This is a genomic window from Kitasatospora sp. NBC_01246, assembly GCF_036226505.1.
Taxonomy (GTDB): Bacteria; Actinomycetota; Actinomycetes; order Streptomycetales; family Streptomycetaceae; genus Kitasatospora.
The window spans coordinates 7,617,032-7,637,052 of sequence record NZ_CP108484.1; the positions used below are offsets into that span (position 1 = coordinate 7,617,032).

Annotated in this window: 15 protein-coding genes; 10 read left to right on the plus strand and 5 right to left on the minus strand. The window is 72.8% G+C overall.

Going from position 1 to position 20,021, the window contains the following annotated elements:
* The first annotated feature begins 994 nt into the window (after positions 1-994).
* The 9 genes from OG618_RS32235 to htpG all read left to right on the plus strand — a co-directional run bounded on the left by OG618_RS32235 (position 995) and on the right by htpG (position 13,656).
* Positions 995-3,010: an ABC transporter ATP-binding protein gene (locus OG618_RS32235; protein WP_329491125.1), complete on the plus strand. Its 2,016-nt coding sequence runs from the start codon at positions 995-997 to the stop codon at positions 3,008-3,010.
* Positions 3,007-4,788 carry an ABC transporter ATP-binding protein gene (locus tag OG618_RS32240; RefSeq protein WP_329491126.1) on the plus strand — a complete coding sequence of 594 codons (1,782 nt, stop codon included), beginning with the start codon at positions 3,007-3,009 and terminating at the stop codon, positions 4,786-4,788. Before OG618_RS32235 ends, OG618_RS32240 begins: the two co-directional genes overlap by 4 nt.
* A 320-nt stretch (positions 4,789-5,108) precedes the next feature.
* Positions 5,109-6,365, plus strand: coding sequence for an MFS transporter (locus OG618_RS32245; protein ID WP_329491127.1), 1,257 nt, complete (start codon positions 5,109-5,111; stop codon positions 6,363-6,365).
* A 205-nt stretch (positions 6,366-6,570) separates the two neighbouring features.
* Positions 6,571-8,178, plus strand: coding sequence for an alpha/beta hydrolase (locus tag OG618_RS32250; protein WP_329491128.1), 1,608 nt, complete (start codon positions 6,571-6,573; stop codon positions 8,176-8,178).
* 196 nt (positions 8,179-8,374) lie between these two features.
* The gene (locus tag OG618_RS32255; RefSeq protein WP_329491129.1) at positions 8,375-9,067 is read left to right on the plus strand and encodes an O-methyltransferase; all 693 of its coding nucleotides are present in this window, start codon (positions 8,375-8,377) and stop codon (positions 9,065-9,067) included.
* Between the two features lie 129 nt (positions 9,068-9,196).
* On the plus strand, positions 9,197-10,372 hold the full coding sequence (locus OG618_RS32260) for an alpha-hydroxy-acid oxidizing protein (protein ID WP_329491130.1): 1,176 nt from the start codon (positions 9,197-9,199) through the stop codon (positions 10,370-10,372).
* A 188-nt stretch (positions 10,373-10,560) separates the two neighbouring features.
* Positions 10,561-11,247, plus strand: coding sequence for a type III effector protein (locus OG618_RS32265; protein ID WP_329491131.1), 687 nt, complete (start codon positions 10,561-10,563; stop codon positions 11,245-11,247).
* Positions 11,244-11,618: a hypothetical protein gene (locus OG618_RS32270; protein WP_329491132.1), complete on the plus strand. Its 375-nt coding sequence runs from the start codon at positions 11,244-11,246 to the stop codon at positions 11,616-11,618. Before OG618_RS32265 ends, OG618_RS32270 begins: the two co-directional genes overlap by 4 nt.
* A gap of 91 nt (positions 11,619-11,709) precedes the next feature.
* The gene (gene htpG, locus OG618_RS32275) at positions 11,710-13,656 is read left to right on the plus strand and encodes a molecular chaperone HtpG (RefSeq protein ID WP_329491133.1); all 1,947 of its coding nucleotides are present in this window, start codon (positions 11,710-11,712) and stop codon (positions 13,654-13,656) included.
* A 1,411-nt stretch (positions 13,657-15,067) separates the two neighbouring features.
* Here htpG and OG618_RS32280 read toward each other — a convergent pair.
* Entirely contained in the window at positions 15,068-15,346 is a 279-nt protein-coding gene (locus OG618_RS32280; protein ID WP_329492369.1) for a helix-turn-helix domain-containing protein, read from the minus strand.
* Positions 15,347-16,244: 898 nt separating this feature from the next.
* Positions 16,245-16,670, minus strand: coding sequence for an Hsp20/alpha crystallin family protein (locus OG618_RS32285; protein WP_329491134.1), 426 nt, complete (start codon positions 16,668-16,670; stop codon positions 16,245-16,247).
* 207 nt (positions 16,671-16,877) lie between these two features.
* Here OG618_RS32285 and OG618_RS32290 point away from each other — a divergent pair, with 207 nt between their 5' ends.
* Positions 16,878-17,252, plus strand: a complete 375-nt coding sequence (locus tag OG618_RS32290; RefSeq protein ID WP_329491135.1) for a hypothetical protein — start codon at positions 16,878-16,880, stop codon at positions 17,250-17,252.
* 38 nt (positions 17,253-17,290) lie between these two features.
* Here OG618_RS32290 and OG618_RS32295 read toward each other — a convergent pair whose 3' ends face one another.
* From OG618_RS32295 to OG618_RS32305, 3 genes are all read right to left on the minus strand, one after another.
* Positions 17,291-18,544 carry an NAD(P)/FAD-dependent oxidoreductase gene (locus tag OG618_RS32295; RefSeq protein WP_329491136.1) on the minus strand — a complete coding sequence of 418 codons (1,254 nt, stop codon included), beginning with the start codon at positions 18,542-18,544 and terminating at the stop codon, positions 17,291-17,293.
* Positions 18,545-18,735: 191 nt separating this feature from the next.
* Positions 18,736-19,173: a nuclear transport factor 2 family protein gene (locus OG618_RS32300; protein WP_329491137.1), complete on the minus strand. Its 438-nt coding sequence runs from the start codon at positions 19,171-19,173 to the stop codon at positions 18,736-18,738.
* 6 nt (positions 19,174-19,179) lie between these two features.
* Positions 19,180-19,983 carry an MBL fold metallo-hydrolase gene (locus OG618_RS32305; RefSeq protein ID WP_329491138.1) on the minus strand — a complete coding sequence of 268 codons (804 nt, stop codon included), beginning with the start codon at positions 19,981-19,983 and terminating at the stop codon, positions 19,180-19,182.
* Positions 19,984-20,021 lie beyond the last annotated feature (38 nt).

Here is a 20,021-nt window from a genome sequence, read left to right on the forward strand (position 1 = left end):
AACCGGAGGGAGCCGACACGACGTTGTTCCATGCCTATGCCTCTCGGGGCTGCGCCGCGTCAGCGGCGCGGTCGGTTGACGGCGTGGTGCGGTGCGGTGATGCGGTGGGGCTGCCGCGTCCTCGGCCGGGCGCCACGGCAGTGGGGCGCCTCGGGGGTGCGGTGCATCGCTCGGGGACGTGCGGGCGGGCCCGGTCGACCGCCGTACGCGGCCGGCCCGGCGGAACGCGAGGCGGGAGCGGTGCGGCGGTCGACCGGCAGTCGCGGGGACGGTGCGGCGTGAAGTCCGGTGGAGGGTGGGACGCCGCGGAGGGTGGGGCTGGCTGTGGGCCTCGCCCTCGGTCCGGCTTCCAGAGGTGCGGGGCCACCGATCGGGCGGCGGCCCACGTCGACCCCGGTCCGAGGTGAAGGACGGAGACACCGACCCGGCCGGCCGGTTTGCTCCCTTCCGCTTCGGACCCTAGCGACCACCGCTTCGGGTTGTCCAGCACCTTCCGGCGGCCCGCGCCGCCCCTCGGCCGGGCGGGCCGAACCACCCGGCCCGCCCGGAACCGGCAGTTCCACGAATTCCTTGACGTGACCACTGGTCTAGTCCAAGCTGATCGCGGCGCACGATCATGAGCAGCAGCGGAACAAAATCGGTTGTCACCCACGCCCGCCGCTCCGCCGACCGCCCGGGTACCCCGTGGCTCCTGCTCGCGCCGAACCGCACAGCCGCCGGTCCTGCTTCGGGGTGTCTTCCAGCACCGGTACGAACGACCGCGGTCGACGACGTGTCACGCGTCCGCTCCCTTCCTCGCCGGCCCGGCAGTCCGCCGGTTCCGCCCGTCCGTCCTTCCGGTCCACGTCCTGTCGTTCGCCCGGCTCATCGTTCGCCCTGCACGTCGTTCACCCGGCTCGTCATTCGCCCTGCACGTCGTTCACCCGGCTCGTCGGGCCGGTGCCTCACCGGTCCGCCGGCTTCGTCAGCACACTTGTCCACGGGGGTTTTCAAGGTGTCGTCATCCGTTCCGTCTGCCGACGCCGGCTGGCTCGGCAGCCGCGTCAGGCGCTGGCGCGCCGTCGTCGAGCTGCTGCGCCATGCCGGCGCCGGCCTGCTCGTGTCGGGCGCCGTGGTCCACCTCGTGGTCGGGCTGCTGCCGATCGCGTTCATCGCCTGGACCAGCCGGGTCATCGCGGACATCCCGGCCGCCGCGGCGGCCGGGGGCACCACGGGAGCGGACTGGAAGAAGGTCGCCGCGGCGCTCGGCATCGCCGTCGGGGCGTTCGTGCTGCAGCAGTTGCTGACCCCGTTCCAGACCGTGGTCAGCGAGGTGGTCACCCGCCGGGTGGACGGCGCCTGCATCGGCCGGCTGATGGACGGCGCGCTGAACGACCTGCCCGCGGCGGAGCTGGAGCGGCAGGACGTGCTCGACCTGCTCTCGGACGCCCGCAGCGCCTTCGACCGGGCCCGGCCCACCCCGGGCGACGCCGCCGCCGGAGCCCTGGCGCTGATCGCCCGCTACGCCCAACTGGCGGGCGCCGCCGTGATGGTGGCGGTCACGCTGGGTGTCCTCCCCGGGGTCATGGTGGCCCTCACCGCCCTGGTCATCCGCTTCGGCCAGCGCGGCTCGCTGGGCCGCTTCGCCACCCTGCTGGGCTCGCTGGCCGGCCCGCGCCGCCGGGTCGGCTATCTGCGGCGGGCCGCCGGCGGGCCCGAACTCGCCAAGGAGACGCGGATGCTGGGGCTGTTGCCCTGGCTGCTCGGCCGTCACGAGCGGGAGGCCCGCGAATACCTCGAACCGCTCTGGACCGGGCGCCGCCGGCTGCTCTTCTGGCCCTTCGTCGGCCTCGCGGTGGTCGGTCTGCTCGGCGGCGGCACCGCGCTCGTGGTCCTGGCCCGCAGCGGGGTCGACGGCACGCTGTCGCTGCTCCAGCTCTCGGTGGCGCTCCAGGCCGTGCTGATCCCGATGCGCTTCGGTGTCTACTTCCCGGAGAGCGACGTCCAGACCCAGTACGGGCTGGCGGCCTACGACTCCCTGGTCCGCTTCGAGGCCCTGGCCCGCGCCCGCGTGCCCGCGCGGCCCGGCGTCGGCCCCGCGTCGGACTCCGCCGCCGGGACCTCGCCCGCCGGGACCTCGCCCGCCGGTATGTCGCCCACCGGGGCCTCGCCCGCGATCGACGGTCCGATCCGCTTCGAGAACGTCGCCTTCCGCTACCAGGAGGACGGCCCCGACGTGCTGCGTGGGCTGGAGCTGGAGCTGCGGCCGGGCCGATCGACCGCGATCGTCGGCCTCAACGGCTCCGGCAAGACCACCCTGGTCAAGCTGCTGGCCGGGCTCCACGAGCCGACCGAGGGCCGGGTCACCGCCGGCGGCACCGACCTCGCCGGGCTGCCCGCCGAGGCGTGGCAGCGCCGGATCGCCGTCATCTTCCAGGACTTCACGCGCTACCAGCTCACCGCCGCGGAGAACATCGGGATGGGCCGGCCGGAGCTGCTCGGCGACCGCGAGGCACTGCTCGCCGCCGCCGAACGGGCCGGAGCGGCCGAGATCGTCGCGCGGCTCCCGAAGGGCCTGGACACCGTCCTGTCCACCCAGTACGAGGGCGGCAGCGACCTCTCCGGTGGGCAGTGGCAGCGCATCGCGCTGTCCCGCGCCCTGCTCGCGGTGGACGCCGGCGCCTCGCTGCTGATCCTCGACGAGCCCACCGCGCAGCTCGACGTGCGGGCCGAAGCGGCCTTCTTCGACCGCTTCCTGGAGATGACCGAGGGCATCACCAGCGTGATCATCGCCCACCGGTTCTCCAGCGTGCGCCGCGCGGACCGGATCGTCGTGCTGGCCGACGGCGGCGTGGCGGAGAGCGGCACCCACGAGCAGCTGATGGAACTCGACGGCCGCTACGCCGAGCTGTTCAGGATCCAGGCGGAGCGGTTCGCGCGCGACGAGGAATCCGGCGACGGCCCGACCGACGCGCAGGACCCGGACGGACAGGAAGAGGACCGCACCATGCGCCCGGTGGGTGCCCGATGACCACACTGTTCCACGCCGTGCGCCGGCTGCTGAGGCTCGCCGTGCACTGCGACTCCCGCCGGCTGACCCACGCCGTTCTGCTGATGACCGTCGGCTACCTGGCCACACCGCTGATCGCGGTCAGCCTCAAGGAGCTGACCACGGCCGCCATCGACGGCACCGGCTCGGCCGCCACCTGGCTGGCGCTGACCACGGCGCTCCTGCTGGTCGTCGAACTGACGATGAATCACTTCGCCCACCTCTCCTACTTCGAGCTGGGTGAGCTGGAGGAGCTCAGCCTGCAGGCCGAGGTGATCTCGATCGCCCACGGCGACCGCGGCCTGGAGAAGCTGGACCGCGCTGACGTCGCCGACGCCCTGACCCTGATCCGCGAGGAGCTGCCGCGCACCCGCGCCGCGCTCGAAGCCGTCCTCCAACTCGGCGGCCTGGGGCTTCAGATGGCCGTCACCGCCGTCCTGCTCGGACTGCTCAACCCGTGGCTGCTGCTGCTCCCGCTGTTCGCCGTGGTGCCCGTGCTGGTCGGCAACCGGGCCCAACTCCTGGTCGATCGGGGCAAGGAGGCCACCGCGCCGGAGAACCGGCTGGGCCGGCACCTGCTCGAACTCGCCACCACCCACGCCTCCGTGAAGGAGGTGCGGCTGTCCGGCGCCGCGTCGGTGCTCATCGAGCGCCACGGCCGCGACTGGCGGCGCGCCACCGGCACTCTGGCCCGCGCCCACGCCAAGGCCGGACTGCTGCGCGCGATAGGGCAGTTGGCCTTCGCCGCCGCGTACGGTGGTGCGATCTACCTGGTTGCCCGGCAGACCGTGAACAGCGGCGCCGGCGCCGGCATCGGCGACGTCATCCTGGTCATCACGCTGGCCGCGCAGGTCAGCCTGCAGGTCTCCAGCGCGCTCACGCTGCTCTCGGTGCTCCAGGGCGCCGGCCGCACCCTGCAGCGGCTGGACGGGCTCCGCGAGCCGCGCCGGGAGGAGGCGGCGGGCGGCGCCGTCCCCGAGGCCATGACGGCCGGCATCCGCCTGGAGGGCGTCACCTTCCGGTACCCCGGCCAGCAGCGGGCCGTCCTGGACGACGTCACCCTGGACATCCCGGCCGGCGCGGCGCTCGCCGTGGTCGGCGAGAACGGCGCCGGCAAGAGCACCCTGGTCAAGCTGCTGTGCGGGCTCTACCGGCCCACCTCCGGCCGGATCCTGATCGACGGCGTCGACCTGGAGGAGTGCGACCCGCAGCTCTGGCAGCGCCGGGTGGCCACGCTGTTCCAGGACTTCGCCCGGCTGGAGCTGAGGCTGCGGGACAACGTGGGCATCGGGGACCTGGAGCGGCTGGACGACGACGCGGCGCTCACCCGGGTTCTGGAGAGCGCCGACTGCGGCCCGGCGCTGGCCCGGGTCGACGGCGACCTCGACGGGCTGCTCGGCCGCGGCTACGGCGACGGGGCCGAACTCTCCGGCGGCCAGTGGCAGAAGCTCGGCCTGGCCCGGGCCCTGCTGCGCCGCCGCCCGCTGCTGGTGGCGCTCGACGAACCGGCCTCCGCCCTGGACGCCACCGCCGAGCACGCGCTGTTCGAGCACTTCGCCGACCTCGCGGCCCAGGCCCGGGCGGACACCGGAGCGGTCACCCTGCTGGTGTCGCACCGCTTCTCGACGGTGCGGATGGCGGACCTGATCGTGGTGTTGGAGGGCGGCCGGGTCTCGCAGGTCGGCAGCCATGCCGAACTCGCCGCCGCGGAGGGCCTGTACGCGGAGCTCTACCGTCTGCAGGCCCGCGTCTACCGCTGAGTTCTGCCGTCGGCGGGTCCGCGTTCGCCGCTGGGCTCTGCCGTCGGTGGGTCCGCGTCTACCGCTGAGCTCTGCCGTCGGTGGGTCCGCGTTCGCCGCTGGGCTCTGCCGTCGGTGGGTCCGCGTTCGCCGCTGGGCCGACGGCCCGGTCCCGCCCCCTTCGCCGGGGCCGGGGCCGGACCGGGACCGGACCGGCCCCGGCGGCGAAGTGGCCCACTCCTGTGCCACACCACTGGCCCTGTCGGCCGGTCCACCCGCTCCCTAGCATTGATCCTGTCAGTGCGACCGAGCGGCCGACGGCCGCCCGACCCGGGAGAGCTGTGTCGATTCGATCCGTCCCACCGGCAGGGGCCCGGCGGACCCTCGCCGCCGCCCAGTTGATCAGCTCGATCGGCGACGGCGCGTACTTCACCTGCTCGGCGCTGTACTTCACCCACGTCGTCGGCCTCTCGCCCGCCCGGCTCGGCCTCGGCCTGGCCGTCGCCTGGGCGATCGGCTCGCTGGCGGGAGTCCCGCTCGGCCACCTCGCCGACCGGCGCGGGGCGCGGGGCACGGCGGTGCTGCTGGCCCTGGCCACCGGTGCGGCCGTCGCCTCCTTCCTGGTCGTCCACTCCTTCGCGGCGTTCCTGCTCGCCGCCTCCGTGTACGCCACGACGCAGTCCGGGCTCACGGCCGCGCGCCAGGCGCTGGTCGGCGGCCTCGTTCCGCGCGAGGAGCGCACCGAACTGCTCGCCCGGCTGCAGTCCACCCTCAACGCGGGACTGGCGCTCGGCGCGGCCCTCGGTGGCGTCGTCCTGACCGTCGGCACGCGGACGGCCTTCCTCGCCGCCTTCCTGGTGACCGCGCTGGGCTTCCTGGGCGCCGGACTGACGCTGCTGCGACTGCCCGCGGTGGCGCCCGGCCGGGACCGGACCGGCGCCGCGCCCCGGCTGGAGGTGCTCTCGGACCGGCCGTTCGCGGTGGTGACCCTGCTCAACACCGTCCTGCTGCTGCGGATGCCCCTGCTCAGCCTGGTGATCCCGCTCTGGATCGCCGAACGGGCGCCAGGGCTCGGCTGGTTGGGATCGGGCCTGTTCGTCCTCAACACGGTCGGGGTGATGCTCTTCCAGGTGCGGGTGGCCCGCCGGGTCACCGGACTGCGGACCGCCTCGCGGGCCGTGCGCGAGGCCGGCGTCGTGCTGCTCGTCTCCTGCGTGGTCTTCGCCGTGGCCGCCGCCGCGGGCCTGCCGCCCTGGGCGCTGGGCGGGCTGCTGGTCGCCGCCGCGGCGCTCCAGGTGGCCGGTGAGCTGCGGCAGTCGGCCGGCTCCTGGCAGATCGCCTTCGACCTGGCGCCGGCCCATCAGACCGGCCAGTACCAGGGGTTCTTCGGCTCGGGTGTGGCCGTGGCACGCACGGTCGGGCCGCTGCTGCTCACCACGCTGCTGCTGAGCTGGGGCACGCCGGGCTGGCTGCTGCTGGGCGCACTGTTCGCGGCGGCCGGCTGGGCGATGGGGCCGGCGGTGCGTTGGGCGGAGCGCCGCCGCCCGGGAGCGGTGGCGGCGCCACCGGCGGCGCGGGCGCTACCCGCGCGAATCTGACGGGACATCACCAGCAGGCGGGCGCTGTCCGGATGGTGAGGGGGTGCGGACGGCCCGCGGCGGATTTTGCGCCAGATCCTGTTCCGATAACGGAAATTGCCGGACAGATGGCGTCGCACCAGAAGAATCCACGGTGGTACGTGGTCTTCCCCTCCCGAGGAGCGGCTGCCAGGCTGACCGGGTTTGCAGAACCGGAGGAGGTTACGTGTCCCGTATCACCAGTCTCGCGCTGGCGGTCGCCAGCGCGTTCGCGCTCGTCGCCGGCACCACCGCCGCCGCCTCGGCGGCACCCGACCCGGGCGCGGCGGCCGCCGAGGCCCGGGTCGACCCGGTCGCCTGGGCACCGTGCAATCCCGACCCGTCCAAGCCGGACCCCGGGATATACGACTGCGCCGTCTACCCGGTGCCGCTGGACTACGCGCACCCGTCCGGCGAGAAGATCGGCATCGCCATGATGCGCCGGCGCGCGGGTGACCCGGCGAAGCGGATCGGCTCACTGTTCCTCAACCCCGGCGGCCCGGGCGGCAGCGGCTACCTCTGGGCGACCACGACCCGCTTCGAGCCCGAGGTCCAGGCCCGGTTCGACCTGGTCGGCTTCGATCCGCGCGGCGTCGGCCTGAGCAACCCGCTGAAGTGCTTCGGCACCGACGAGGAGGCCAACGGCGTCTTCGACCGGCTGACCGGGGTGCCCGTCACCAAGGCCGAGATCGACGGCACGCTGGCCGCCACCCGGGACTACACCGACGCCTGCGACCGCAACGCCGGCCCGCTGATCGAGCACATGTCGACCGAGAACGTGGTCCGTGACCTCGACCGGATGCGCCGCGGGGTCGGCGACCGCCAACTCTCCTTCGCCGGCTTCTCCTACGGCACGCTGATCGGCGCCACCTACGCCAACATGTATCCCGACAAGGTCCGCGCGGTGATCATCGACGGCAACGTCGACCCGAACCTGCGGCTGCACGACGGCCTGGAGTACGACCGGCAGCGCGCGAACGGCTTCGAACTCGCCCTGGACGAGTACCTGAAGCGCTGCGAGGCGGCCGGTGCGCCGCGCTGCGCCTTCGGCGCGGGCGACACCCGGGCGAAGTTCGACGCGATCCGCGACCACCTGCGCACCTCCCCGGTCACCCTGCCGAACGGCACCCGGGTGACGCTGTCCAGCTTCACCAGCCAGGTCGCCAACGCGCTCTACGCGCAGAGCCGGCAGGCCCCGCTGGCCACCTCGCTGCAGGCGCTGGACGACGTGCTCCGCCAGCAGAAGGCCCCGTCCCTGGCCGTCCCGAAGAACGCGGCCGACGCCGACCCGCTGGCGGTGACCGTGCCCGCCGCGCTGCGCGAGGCCCCGGCGGACACCCCGTACTCGGCGGACGACTCCTACTACGGCGTCAACTGCCAGGACAAGCCGTACCCGTCCAACCCGCGGGCCTTCGTCAACGCGGCCCGCTCCTGGGAGCGCGACGCGCCGACCTTCGGGCGCTACCAGGCCTTCGACGCGCCCGCCTGCGCGACCTGGCCGGCCCCGGCGCGCGACGTCGAGCGGTACACCGGCCCGTGGAACCGGCGCACCGCCACCCCGGTGATGGTGATCGGCAACCTCTACGACCCGGCCACCCAGTACACCTTCGCCAAGCGCATGCAGCGCCAGCTCGGCAGCGCCGTCCTGGTCAGCGTCGACGTGATCGAGCACTGCGCGGTCGGCCGGAGCAAGGAACTGAACAAGCTGGTCACCTCCTACCTGGTGAGCCGGCAGGTGCCGGCTCCCGGCCAGCTCCTCAAGCCGGACGCCGAGGCCTTCCCGCCGGTGGCCTGACCCCGCCGGGTCGGCAGGCAGCCGACGGGCGACCGGCCCCCCGTCCGTGCGGCGGGGGGCCGGTGCTCGGTCCGGCCCCCGCCCGGGGGAGGGGCCGGTGCTCGGTCCGGCTCGGGTTGGGGCCGGTGCTCGGGCCGGCTCGGGCATGGCGTAGGTTTCCCTTCGGAACTGAGTCAGTACTGAAAGGGAACTCGCGATGACCACGGAGACCGGCCGGCCGACCCCGCAGCAGACCTGGACCGCCGTCGACGGCTACTTCAACGGCCTGCTGGTCGAGGAGGACGCCGCCCTGCTCGCCGCCGTCGCCGACAGCGAGGCGGCCGGGCTGCCCCCGCACCAGGTGGCACCCAACCAGGGCAAGCTGCTCGCCCTGCTGGCCCGCGTGCACGGCGCCCGCCGGGTGCTGGAGATCGGCACCCTCGGCGGCTACAGCACCATCTGGCTCGCCCGCGCGCTGCCCGAGGGCGGCCGGGTGGTCACCCTGGAGGCCGACGAGCGGTGCGCCGCCGTCGCCACCCGCAACCTCGAACGGGCTGGGCTCGCACCGGTCGTGGACCTGCGCACCGGCCCGGCGCTGGACACCCTGCCGCAACTGGAGCAGGAGGGTGCCGAGCCCTTCGACCTGGTCTTCATCGACGCCGACAAGCCCAGCAACCCCGACTACCTGGAGTGGGCGCTACGGCTCACCCGGCCCGGCAGCCTGATCATCGGCGACAACGTGGTCCGCGACGGCGCCGTCACCGACGGGACCAGCACGGACCCCCGCGTCCAGGGCGTGCGCCGCTTCACCGAGCTGATCGCCGCGCACCCCCGGCTGACCGCCACCGCCGTCCAGACCGTGGGGGAGAAGGGCTACGACGGCTTCGTCGTCGCGCTGGTCACCGCCTGACCGGCGGGGCCCGTCCGGACGCGCGGGGGTCTCCCCCGGCGGCCCGTGGTTTGACAGGGTGGGGTCGGCGCGGCCGCCGCCCGGGACCGGCCCGGACGGACCGGCCCCAGGAGAGGACGGCGACCGGTCATGACGGGGCAGCAGTTCGGGGACTACCAGAACGAGATCTACTTCGACGCGCTGTTCGGCAGGCTGCCGAAGCTCCCGATGGCCTTCGCCGAGCTGGCGGCGCGTGCCGAGGCCGCGCTGCCGCCGACGCTGCTGTCCTACGTGGCCGGCGGCGCCGGTGACGAGCGGACCCAGCGCGCCAACGCGGCCGCCTTCGACCGGTGGGGCCTGGTGCCCCGGATGATGGTCAGCGCCGCGCGGCGCGACCTGTCGGTGGACCTCCTCGGAATGCGGTGGCCCGCACCGCTGTTCCTGGCGCCGATCGGCGTGATCGGCCTCTGCGCCCAGGACGGCCACGGCGACCTCGCCGCCGCCCGGGCCGCCGCGCGCACCGGCGTGCCGATGGTGGCCTCCACCCTCTCGGTCGACCCGCTGGAGCAGGTCGCCGCCCAACTCGGCGACACCCCGGGCCTGTTCCAGCTCTACACCCCCACCGACCGGGCGCTCGCCGAGAGCCTGGTGCGCCGAGCCGAGGAGGCCGGCTACCGGGGCATCGTGGTCACCCTGGACACCTGGGTGACCGGCTGGCGCCCGCGCGACCTCGCCACCGGCAACTTCCCCCAGCTGCGCGGGCACTGCCTGGCCAACTACACCTCCGACCCGGTCTTCCGGGCCCGCCTCGCCAAGGCCCCGGAGGAGGACCCGGGCGCCGCCGTGCTGGAGTGGGCGGGTGTCTTCGGCAACCCGCTCACCTGGGCCGACCTGCCCTGGCTGCGCTCGCTCACCGAGCTGCCGCTGATCCTCAAGGGCCTCTGTCACCCGGAGGACGTCCGCCGCGCCCGGGACGGCGGCGTGGACGGCGTCTACTGCTCCAACCACGGTGGCCGGCAGGCCAACGGCGGCCTGCCGGCGCTGGACGCGCTACCCGGCGTGGTCGAGGCCGCCGACGGCCTGCCCGTGCTCTTCGACTCCGGTGTGCGCAGCGGCGCCGACGTGGTCAAGGCACTCGCCCTCGGCGCCACGGCGGTCGGCGTCGGCCGCCCGTACGCCTACGGCCTGGCCCTCGGTGGCGAGGACGGCGTGGTGCACGTGCTGCGCTCGCTGCTCGCCGAGGCCGACCTGATCATGGCGGTGGACGGCTATCCGACGCTCGCCGACCTGCGTGCCGAGGACGCCCTGCGCCGGGTGTGGAGCTGACGACGAGCCGCCGGGCCGTGGAGGGGGGTCAGGATCGGCAGGGCCCGCTGCTCGTCCTGGCGGACGCGGTGGCGCTCGGCAAGGGAGTGCGGCCGGCGCAGGTGGTTCGCACCGGTGTGAGGCGACGCGAATCGTGTACTATGTCATCCCTATGATGACAAGCATCCAGTCATCGAAAGGGTGACAACATGGACGGCCAGGACACCGGCGCGGCCGGGGTGGGGCCGGCCTCGTTCCTGGCCGCCGCCGCCGCGCTGGGCACGATGGACGCCGCCGCCCGCACCGCCCGCCACGCACCCCCGGACGACACCGGACAAAACGATCCGCAGCAGGCCCTTTCCGCACTCCTGCTGCTGCGCCACCTGCGCGCGGAGCTCGCCGACTGGGAGTCCGGCCTGATCGAGACCGCCCGCGACGCGGGCGCCACCTGGGCCGAGCTCGCCGAACCGCTGGGCGTCCAGAGCCGCCAGGCCGCCGAACGCCGCTACCTGCGCCTGCGCCCCAACGCTGACGCCGGCACCGAGGCGGGCAGCACCGGCGAGCAGCGCGTCCAGGCCACGCGCAGCCAGCGCGCCGCCGACCGCGCGGTGGCCACCTGGGCCCGCGACAACGCCGCCGACCTGCGCCGCCTCGCCGGACAGATCGGCGCCCTGGACGGCCTCGGCCCCCAGGCAGCCCCCGCCGTCGAACGCCTCCTGGACGCACTGGGCCACCACGACCCTGCCCGTCTGCTCGCCCCGCTCGCCGAGACCCGGCCCCTCCTGGAGGCGGGCCACCCGAAGCTCACCGACCGCCTCGATCAGCTCACCGCCCGAGCCGACCAGCTGCGGGACGACAGCGCTCGGCAGCGCCGCACACCGCCAGCCGGCCCGTGACCGCGCCGGGCAGGCCGCTGCCGGTCCGCGACCCGCACGCCAGTGGCCCCGCGCCCACCGTCACCACCGGCGACGGCGACGGCGACGGCGGCGTGGTGGTGCCGGACCTGACGGGCTCGTCGGTTCCGGTGGCCCTCGTCGAGCAGGCCCTGGTCGCCGCCGCCGTCGCCGCCGCCGTCGCGGCCGACGACGCGGCCGGCGGGATCGTGCGCGTCGACCGGTACGGCACGCGCCCGGACCCGCCCGTGGTCCGCTACGGCGCGACGCTGGAGTGCCGAGACGGCTGGAAACTCTTCCTGTCCTGCGACGGCACCGCCCGGCCCGGCCACACCCGCCCCGAGCAGCCCTACCAGCCCCTCAGCCACATCTGAACACCCCGGGGCCGGCCACGCGGTACACCCGCCGGCCCCGGGGGCCTGACCGGATACGAACCCTTTCCACCACTCGAAGGAGAAGCCTCCCGTGGCCAGTCCGACCCAGACGCTGGAGTTCCAGGCGGAGACCCGCCAGCTGCTGCAGCTGGTGATCCACTCGATCTACTCCAACAAGGACATCTTCCTGCGCGAGCTGATCTCCAACGCCTCCGACGCCCTCGACAAGCTCCGCCTGGAATCCCTCACCGACTCCACCCTTGAGGCCTCCGACCCGCACATCGTCCTGGAGGTCGACAAGGACGCCCGCACCCTGACGGTGCGGGACAACGGCATCGGCATGACCCGCGACGACGTCGTCGACCTGATCGGCACCATCGCCAAGTCCGGCACCGCCGGCCTGCTGGCGAAGATCAAGGAGGCGAAGGACGCGGATGCCGCGCAGCACCTGATCGGCCAGTTCGGCGTCGGCTTCTACTCGGCGTTCATGGTCGCCGACAAGGTCACCCTCCACACGCGTCGCGCCGGCACCGAGCAGGGCACCGTGTGGGAGTCCGACGGCGAGGGCACCTACACGATCGCGGAAGTCGAAGGTCTGCCGGTGGGCACCTCGGTCACCCTGCACCTCAAGGCCGAGGACAGTGAGGACGGGCTGGGTGACTACCTGGCCCGGTGGAAGATCCGGCAGATCGTCAAGCAGTACTCGGACTTCATCCGCTGGCCGATCCGGATGGCCACCGAGCCCGTCAGTACCACTGCCGACGACAGCGCCGACGCCGACGCCGACGGTGTGGCTGCGGGCGAGCCGGAGACGCTGAACTCGATGAAGGCGCTGTGGGCCCGTCCTCGCAGTGAGGTGACCGAGGCCGAGTACAGCGAGTTCTACCAGCAGATCAGCCATGACTGGCAGGCCCCGGCCGAGACCGTTCACATGCGCGCCGAGGGTACCTTCGAGTACGAGGCGCTGCTGTTCATCCCCGCCCAAGCCCCGTTCGACCTGTTCTCCCGGGACACGAAGCGGGGCGTGCAGCTGTACGTCAAGCGGGTGTTCATCATGGACGACTGCGACGCGCTGATGCCGAACTACCTGCGGTTCGTCAAGGGCGTGGTGGACGCCCACGACCTGTCGCTGAACGTCTCCCGCGAGATCCTGCAGCACGACCGCCAGATCACCGCCGTGCGCCGGCGCCTCGTCAAGAAGGTCCTCGGCGCTCTCAAGGACATGCGGACCAAGAACGGCGAGACCTACGCGAAGGTGTGGGAGCAGTTCGGCCGGGTCCTCAAGGAGGGCCTGATCGAGGACCGCGACAACACCGACGCCCTGTTGGAACTGGTCAGCGCCGCCTCGACCTATGACGCGGAGAAGCCGACCACGCTGCGCGACTACGTCGCGCGGATGAAGGACGGCCAGGACACCATCTACTACCTGACCGGCGAGAACCGGGCGATGGTGGAGAACTCCCCGCACATGGAGGCCTTCACCGCCAAGGGCTACGAGGTCCTGATCCTCACCGACCCCGTCGACGAGGTCTGGACCGACCAGATCCCCGCCTTCGACGGCCACCGCTTCCAGTCCGTCGCCAAGGGCCAGGTCGACCTCGATGACAACGCCGACGGGGAAGGCAGTGACGAGGCGAAGGCGGAGAAGGCGCAGCGCGAAGAGGACTTCGCCGCCCTCCTCGCCTGGCTCCAGGCCACGCTGGCCGAGCACGTCAAGCAGGTCCGACTCTCCACCCGCCTGACCACCTCCGCCGCCTGCCTGGTCGGCGACGCCCACGACCTGACCCCCACCCTGGAGAAGATGTACCGGGCCATGGGCCAGGAACTTCCCCAGGTCAAGCGCATCCTCGAACTCAACCCCAGCCACCCCCTCATCACCGCCCTGCACCAGGCCCACCAGGCCGGAGCGGACAACCCGGCTCTGGCCGAAACCGCCGAACTCGTCCACGGCAGCGCCCTGCTCGCCGAAGGCGGAGACCTGCCCGACCCGGCCCGCTTCACACGCCTGCTGGCCGACCGCCTCACCCACGCCCTGTAGCCCCCGCCGGGGCGCGGCCCGCCGGTCAATCGACCAGTCCGGCCGGCCGCGCCCCGCACCGCGCTCGGCCGTCCCCGCCCGGCGCGCGCCGCCGGGAAGGGCCTTGGGGCGCTGCCGCGGCCGGGCACACCGAGGACGCGGACCGCATCGCCTCACGCAGACGGCCCCCCGTCGACCTGCTGCTGGACCGCTCCCGCGTGCCTGCCGCAGAGGTCCAGGCCGGCCGGGTCACCGTCGTCGGGCTCTCCTACCGGCTCGCCGACGGCACCGCCCACCTGGTCACCAGCCTGGCAGGAGTCACTCTGCCTGGGGGGCCGGATGGGCGGGGGCGTGGAGGGAATCGCGCAGGGCCTACAGGTCGGCGATGGAGTCCGGTTCGGCGAAGCGGGCCAGTAGCCGGCGGATGGTTCGCCGCCGCCGCGGACAGCTTCGATGATCGCCTCGACGAGGGCAGCCTGCCCGTCCCGGGCGGTCTGCGGTGCTCCGGGTGCCAGGCCCTCCGCTCCCGCCCCCTGCGCGCTACTGCTTGTTCGTCGGCAGGGCGTGGCGGCGGCTCGGGGGGTGCCGCCGCCACGCACCGGAAGAGTACCTCACTCGCGGCGAACGCAAAATCTATGCGCGCTGGAGTAGACATTGCTCGCGGGCGGGTCTAGCGTTTCTCTCGTAGACAGCAGTCGGCGATACCGGCCAGACACGAACTGGCCGGGGTTGTTGGACAGAAGTTCGCAGTTCGGTCCGGCAGTGGAGTTCCGAAGCCAGGCAGGTGCAGGACGGCGACGGGGCTGGCTGCCGGACCGGGCGGCCCGCAGGTATCAGGGGCCGCCACCAGCGGTACCGGTTGTGCGTAGTTCAGTGAGTGCAGTACAGGCAGTACGGAAATGACAGTGCAGTCCAGAGGATGAATGGAGGGCGCAAGCGCCATCAGGATCGCCCGGCCCGTGAACACTCGCCCGGGCGGACACCGCAGACCCCCACGCAAGGACGGTGGTTTCCGGTCACGCATACGCGATCCCCGCACACCCCGGCCTCCGGGGCAACGCGGAACCCAAGGACCGGCCCAGGCCGGTAGATGGTGTTGTACCCCTTCGGGGCCCCGGAGCCGACACGGCCGCCGGGGCCCCTCAATGCGTTCTCGCAGAACCAGGGGGGTTCAGTGACGACGCCCATCCCCCATTGGCGCCGGCCGCCTGCCGCATCGTCATCCCCGACCGAACGGGTAGGGGATGAACGACCCGGAAGTGACTTCCGGCGGGGAGGAGAGGTGTCCTACCGGGCGGCGTGGAACCAGCCTGCGCCGGTGAGGCGGGCCGTGCGGTGGGAGTGGCCGACCGGCGGTCGGGGGTGACCGGGGCGGCCTGCGGTGAGCACCTGCCGCTCACCGCGGGCCGGTCTCGTCGGCCTGGTGGGTGGATCAGGTGTCGGCTGCGGGTTCCTGCCCGGCGTCGCGGCGGAGCTGTTCGTTGATGCGCAGGGCTTCTTCGAGTTGGTCTTCGAGGATGATGATGCGGCAGGCGGCGTCGATGGGGGTGCCCTGGTCGACGAGGTCGCGGGCGCGCATGGCGATCCGTAGTTGATAGCGGGAGAAGCGGCGATGGCCGCCGTCGGAGCGCAGGGGTGTGATGAGGCCCTGGTCGCCGAGGGCGCGTAGGAAGCCGGGGGTGGTGCCGGTCATCTCGGCGGCGCGGCCCATGGTGTAGGCGGGGTAGTCGTCGTCGTCGAGGGAGTCGGGGGTATGCGGTCGAATGGCTGTCGTGGTCACTGCACCTCTTCTAGTTGTTGTGCCCGGGGACGCGCTGAGGGGCCCCGGGGCCGTTGCGGCTCCCGGGGCCCCGAAGGGTTTTACACCATCTACCGGCTCTGGGGCCGGGGTCCTTGTGTCCGCACTGCCCCGGGGGAGGGGGTGTGCGGGGATCGCGTATGCGTGACCGGAAACCACCGTCCTTGCGTTGGGGTCTACGGAGTCCGCCCGGGCTGTTTCCTCACGGGCCGGGCGATCCTGATGGCGCGTTGTCCCTCCATTCATCCTCTGTACGGGCCGGTTACTGCGAACTGCGGTACTTCCCACTGCGTGGTAGTGCCAACTACCCGGTCCTGCTGCGGCGGTCCCTGGCGGTCCCGCCGACTCCGGCAGCCAGCCCCGTCGCCCGTCCTGCTCAACCTGCTCGGCTTGGAACCCCACTGCCGGACTCCCAGTGCGCGCGCCCGCAGCCTGGGCGCCTTCACCGGGATACCGCGTACTGCGACTGCCGGTACTGCCGAACTCAACTTCACCTACGAGTAGTGCACTTGCTGAACTGCGGTACCGCTCGGCGGTGGCCCCTGATACCTGCGGGCCACCCGGCCCGGCCGCCAGTCCCGTCGCCTACTGCACCATCCATGGCTTCAGAACCCTGCAACCGTGCCGACCTGCGCACTTCTGAACTGCTGCCCGCCAGTTCGTGTCTGGCGGGTACCGCTTGATCTCGTCTACGAGAGAAACACTAACCACGGTGCGCGGCAATGTCTACTCCAGCGGGCATAGATTTTCCGCGCCGGTCGGGGAGGCAGTCTTCGCCCCGCAGGAGGCGGGGCGCCCCGCCTCGCCGCGGTCAGGCGGAGATGGCCTCGCGTTCGCCTTTCGCCGTGATGGCGATCTTGCGGGGGCGGGCCTTCTCGCTGATCGGCACGCGCACGCTCAGCACCCCCTGGTCGTAGTCGGCCTCGATCCGGTCGGTGTCCAATGCGTCGCCCAGGAACACCTGCCGGGAGAAACGGCCCAGCACCCGCTCGTCCGCCAGCACCTCCGCGCCCTGCGGCAGCCCGGACGCGCGCTCCGCGCGCACGGTCAGGGCGTTGCGCTCCACGTCCAGGTCGATGGTCTTCGGGTCGATGCCCGGCAGGTCCAGGCGCAGCACGAACACCTCGCCGTCGCGGTAGGCGACCAGCGGCATCCCCGCCGGCTGGGAGGCGGTACCGACCAACTGCTGGGTCAGCCGGTCCAGGTCGCGCATTCCGCGCAGGGAGTCGGTACGCATCAACAAAGGGATCAGCTCCTCACGGTCGTGAACGGTCACGGGTGCCCAGAGGCGCCATGGCGCCGGACCTGCCCGGCTCTGTCCTCCTGCCTGGGCACCTCGACGAGAAAGTTATAGCGACGCCAGAGCTTTCTTGACAAGCTGACGCTCAACTTTGGCGAGCTCGGTGCGCGCGACCTTCGGCGTGGCGAGGTCTGTGCGGCGAGCGTGTCGGACGTCGAGGACATCATGGTGGGTGAGACCCCGATCGAGGCGAGCGACGCCGTCGCGGCCGCGATCGGGGGCTACCGGCAGGCGATGACCTACATCCAGCGCCTCACCGAGGCCGGCGAGGACTTCGCCTACGGCCAGGAACTGCTCGACGCGCTGCACTTCATGATGCGGGGCCACCACCTGCCCAAGCGCCGATGCCGCCGCCCACCAGGTCGAGCGGGTGGCGGACGAGGATGGCCGCTCGCCGCACGTGAGGGACGGACTCGTCCCGGTGCCGGCTGGGCCACGCCCCATGTCGAGGGCGTTCACGCCCGCCGGGTGGAGCCCTGGCCACCGAGCCGGGTCCGGTTCGTCGCCCGCGGCGATTGATCGGGTGGCTTCTTGCCGGCCAGGGCTCTTGTTGTGCCTCAGAGCTCGCCGAGGGGAATCTTGGGATCCGTCAGGCGGTCGGCGTCCACCACGCGCTTGGAGACGATCAGTTCGCGGATCGGGTCGGTGACGTCCCAGACGTTGACGTTCATCCCCGCGAGCACCCGGCCGTCGGCGAGCCAGAAGGCGATGAACTCGTTGGCCTTCACATCGCCGCGGAAGACCACCCGGTCGTAGCCGCCGGGCTCCACGTAGCCGGTGTACTCCATGCCGAGGTCGTACTGGTCGGTGAAGAAGTACGGCACCCGGTCGTACGGCGTGTCCTGGCCGAGCATCGCCCGCGCGGCGGTCTGCGGTTGGTTGAGTGCGTTGGCCCAGTGCTCAACCCGGATGTGGCGGCCGTACAGCGGGTGGAAGGCGTTGGCGACGTCGCCCGCCGCGTGGATGTCCGGGTCGGAGGTGCGCAGGTACTCGTCGGTCTTCACGCCGTTGTCGAGCGCCAGCCCGGCCGACTCGGCCAGCGCGGTGTCGGGGGCGACGCCGATGCCGACGATCACCGCGTCCGCCGCCACCGTCGTGCCGTCGCCGAGCCGGACGCCGGTGACCGTGCCGCCCTCGCCCGTCAACTCCTCCACCTGGGCGCCGAACCGCAGGTCCACGCCGTGGTCGCGGTGCAGGTCGGCGAAGACCTGGGCGACCTCGCGGCCGAGCACCCGCAGCAGCGGGAGCTCGGCCGCCTCCAGCACGGTGACCTCGGCACCCGCCGTCCGGGCCGCCGCCGCCGTCTCCAGTCCGATCCAGCCGGCCCCGATCACCACGACCCGGGCACCCGGTACCAGCGCCGCCCTGATCCGGTCGCTGTCCTCCACCCGGCGCAGGTAGTGCACGCCGTCCTGCTCCGCGCCGGGTACCGGCAGCCGGCGCGGCACCGAACCGGTGGTGAGCAGCAGCTTCGCGTACTCGATCCGGCCGGCGTCGGCGAGCGTGACGGTGTGCGCGACCGGGTCGACCGAGGTGACGGCGGTGCCGAGCCGCAGCGTGACGTCGTGGTCGGAGTACCACTGCGGCGGGTGGACGTAGATCTTCTCGCGCGGCGTCTTGCCGAGCAGATAGCCCTTGGAGAGCGGCGGCCGCTCGTACGGGCGCTCGTGCTCGGCGCCGATCAGGACGATGTCGCCCTGGTGGCCGGCCTCGCGCAGGGCCTCGGCCGCCTTCGCGCCGCCGAGGGAGGCGCCGACGATGACGTACGGGCGCCCGCGCCCGTCGGCCGTACCCGCTGTGTCCGTGCTCATGCTGAACTCCTCGCTCTCCGGCCGGAATCACGGACAGCCTGCCGCCGGTCGGAGGGCCTGTCGAGGCCACGCCAGGCGCGCCGCGACAGGCTCCCCCGAACGGGTGAAGCGAGGGCGTTCGGGGTTTGCGGCGGCCAGCAGGCGGACGTGAGGGCGCCCCGCGTAAGGGCACCTGCGTCAGGGCACCCGCGTCACGGCGTGTGCGTCATCGCCTCGCGGACCAGTGCGGTGTCGACGAACTGCTCGAAGCGGACGATCCGGCCGCCGCGCACCGTGAAGTGGTGGGCCACCCGGACGTCGAGCGGTCGGCGGGTGGCCCGGTTGACCGCGGTGTAGCGGGCCAGCACTACGACGTTCTCGCCGGCCACCACGTAGCTGTCGTCGTGGGCCGTCCAGTCCTCCCAGTCGGCGGCCAGCCGCTCCATCACGCCGCCGGTGACGCCCTTCGGTGTCCGGTAGGTGCCGCCCAGCGGGAAGCCGGCCATCTCCGTCCACTCGACGTCCTCGGCCAGGGTGGCCCGCAGCGCGGCCAGATCGCCGCGTGCCGAGGCCAGGTACTGGCGGCGCACCACGTCCGCGGGCGCGTCGGACTCGGCGAACGACATCTCGGACCTCGGGATCTCGATCATCGCGGCTCAGCCCCAGACCATCTCGCCCTTGGCGACCTTCGTACCGAGGTCGACCGCCAGTGCCATGCCCAGCCCCGGGTAGCGGTGCTCCAGCGCCTCCTTGGCGGCGGCCGCGTCGGGGGCCCGGCCGATCTCGGTCTCGAAGGAGCGCAGGTAGTCGCGGGTGTGCGCGATCGCCGTGGTGTCGGTGGGCGCGTCGGCGGTCCGGTGGCCCGCCACCACGAACTCCGGCTCCAGCGCCTCCATGCCGTCCAGCAGGTCGATCCAGGCACCCCGCTGCGCCGGGGTCGGGGTGTCGGCGGTCCAGACGTGCAGGCCCTCGAAGAGCAGGACCCCGCCGAGGAGCGCCCGGTGGTGGTGCTGCCAGAGGTAGTGCCGGTCCGGCAGGTGGAAGTCGGCGCCGCGCAGTTCGAACCGGTGTCCCTCGAAGACGAGCTCGTCACCGTGCAGCGGCTCCGGCCGCACCAGGCGGGTCGGCAGCTCCGGTCCGAGGTGCGCCCAGGCCTTGAGCTTGCCCTCGTAGGACTCCTGGATGTGCTCGACGGTGGACGCCGTGGCCAGGAACCGCGCCTGCGGGAAGGCGTCCTGCACCTCCTGCGCGCCGAAGTAGAAGTCCGGGTCGCCGTGGCTGACGAACACCGTGGTCAGCCGCTTGCCCGAGGCCCGGATCCGGTCGACCAGCCGGCGCCCGTCGGAGCGGGTGAACCCGGCGTCCACCAGCAGGGCGTCGTCGGGCCCGGTCACCAGCACGGAGGTCTTGTTGAGCGAGCTGTCGGGGCTGTCGATGACCTCGAAGTCGAGTGAGCTCATGCGGGTGTCCTTCCTCGGGCCGGGCCGGCCGCCGTGCA

What these genes read in the sequence shown, in the direction of transcription:
- OG618_RS32240 (WP_329491126.1), top strand. Translation starts at nt 3,007, where the DNA reads ATGACCACACTGTTCCACGCCGTGCGCCGGCTGCTGAGGCTCGCCGTG.
- OG618_RS32255 (WP_329491129.1), top strand. Translation starts at nt 8,375, where the DNA reads ATGACCACGGAGACCGGCCGGCCGACCCCGCAGCAGACCTGGACCGCC.
- OG618_RS32260 (WP_329491130.1), top strand. Translation starts at nt 9,197, where the DNA reads ATGACGGGGCAGCAGTTCGGGGACTACCAGAACGAGATCTACTTCGAC.
- OG618_RS32265 (WP_329491131.1), top strand. Translation starts at nt 10,561, where the DNA reads ATGGACGGCCAGGACACCGGCGCGGCCGGGGTGGGGCCGGCCTCGTTC.
- OG618_RS32280 (WP_329492369.1), bottom strand. Translation starts at nt 15,346, where the DNA reads ATGGGCCGCGCCGCCGAGATGACCGGCACCACCCCCGGCTTCCTACGC.
- OG618_RS32285 (WP_329491134.1), bottom strand. Translation starts at nt 16,670, where the DNA reads ATGCGTACCGACTCCCTGCGCGGAATGCGCGACCTGGACCGGCTGACC.
- OG618_RS32295 (WP_329491136.1), bottom strand. Translation starts at nt 18,544, where the DNA reads ATGAGCACGGACACAGCGGGTACGGCCGACGGGCGCGGGCGCCCGTAC.
- OG618_RS32300 (WP_329491137.1), bottom strand. Translation starts at nt 19,173, where the DNA reads ATGATCGAGATCCCGAGGTCCGAGATGTCGTTCGCCGAGTCCGACGCG.
- OG618_RS32305 (WP_329491138.1), bottom strand. Translation starts at nt 19,983, where the DNA reads ATGAGCTCACTCGACTTCGAGGTCATCGACAGCCCCGACAGCTCGCTC.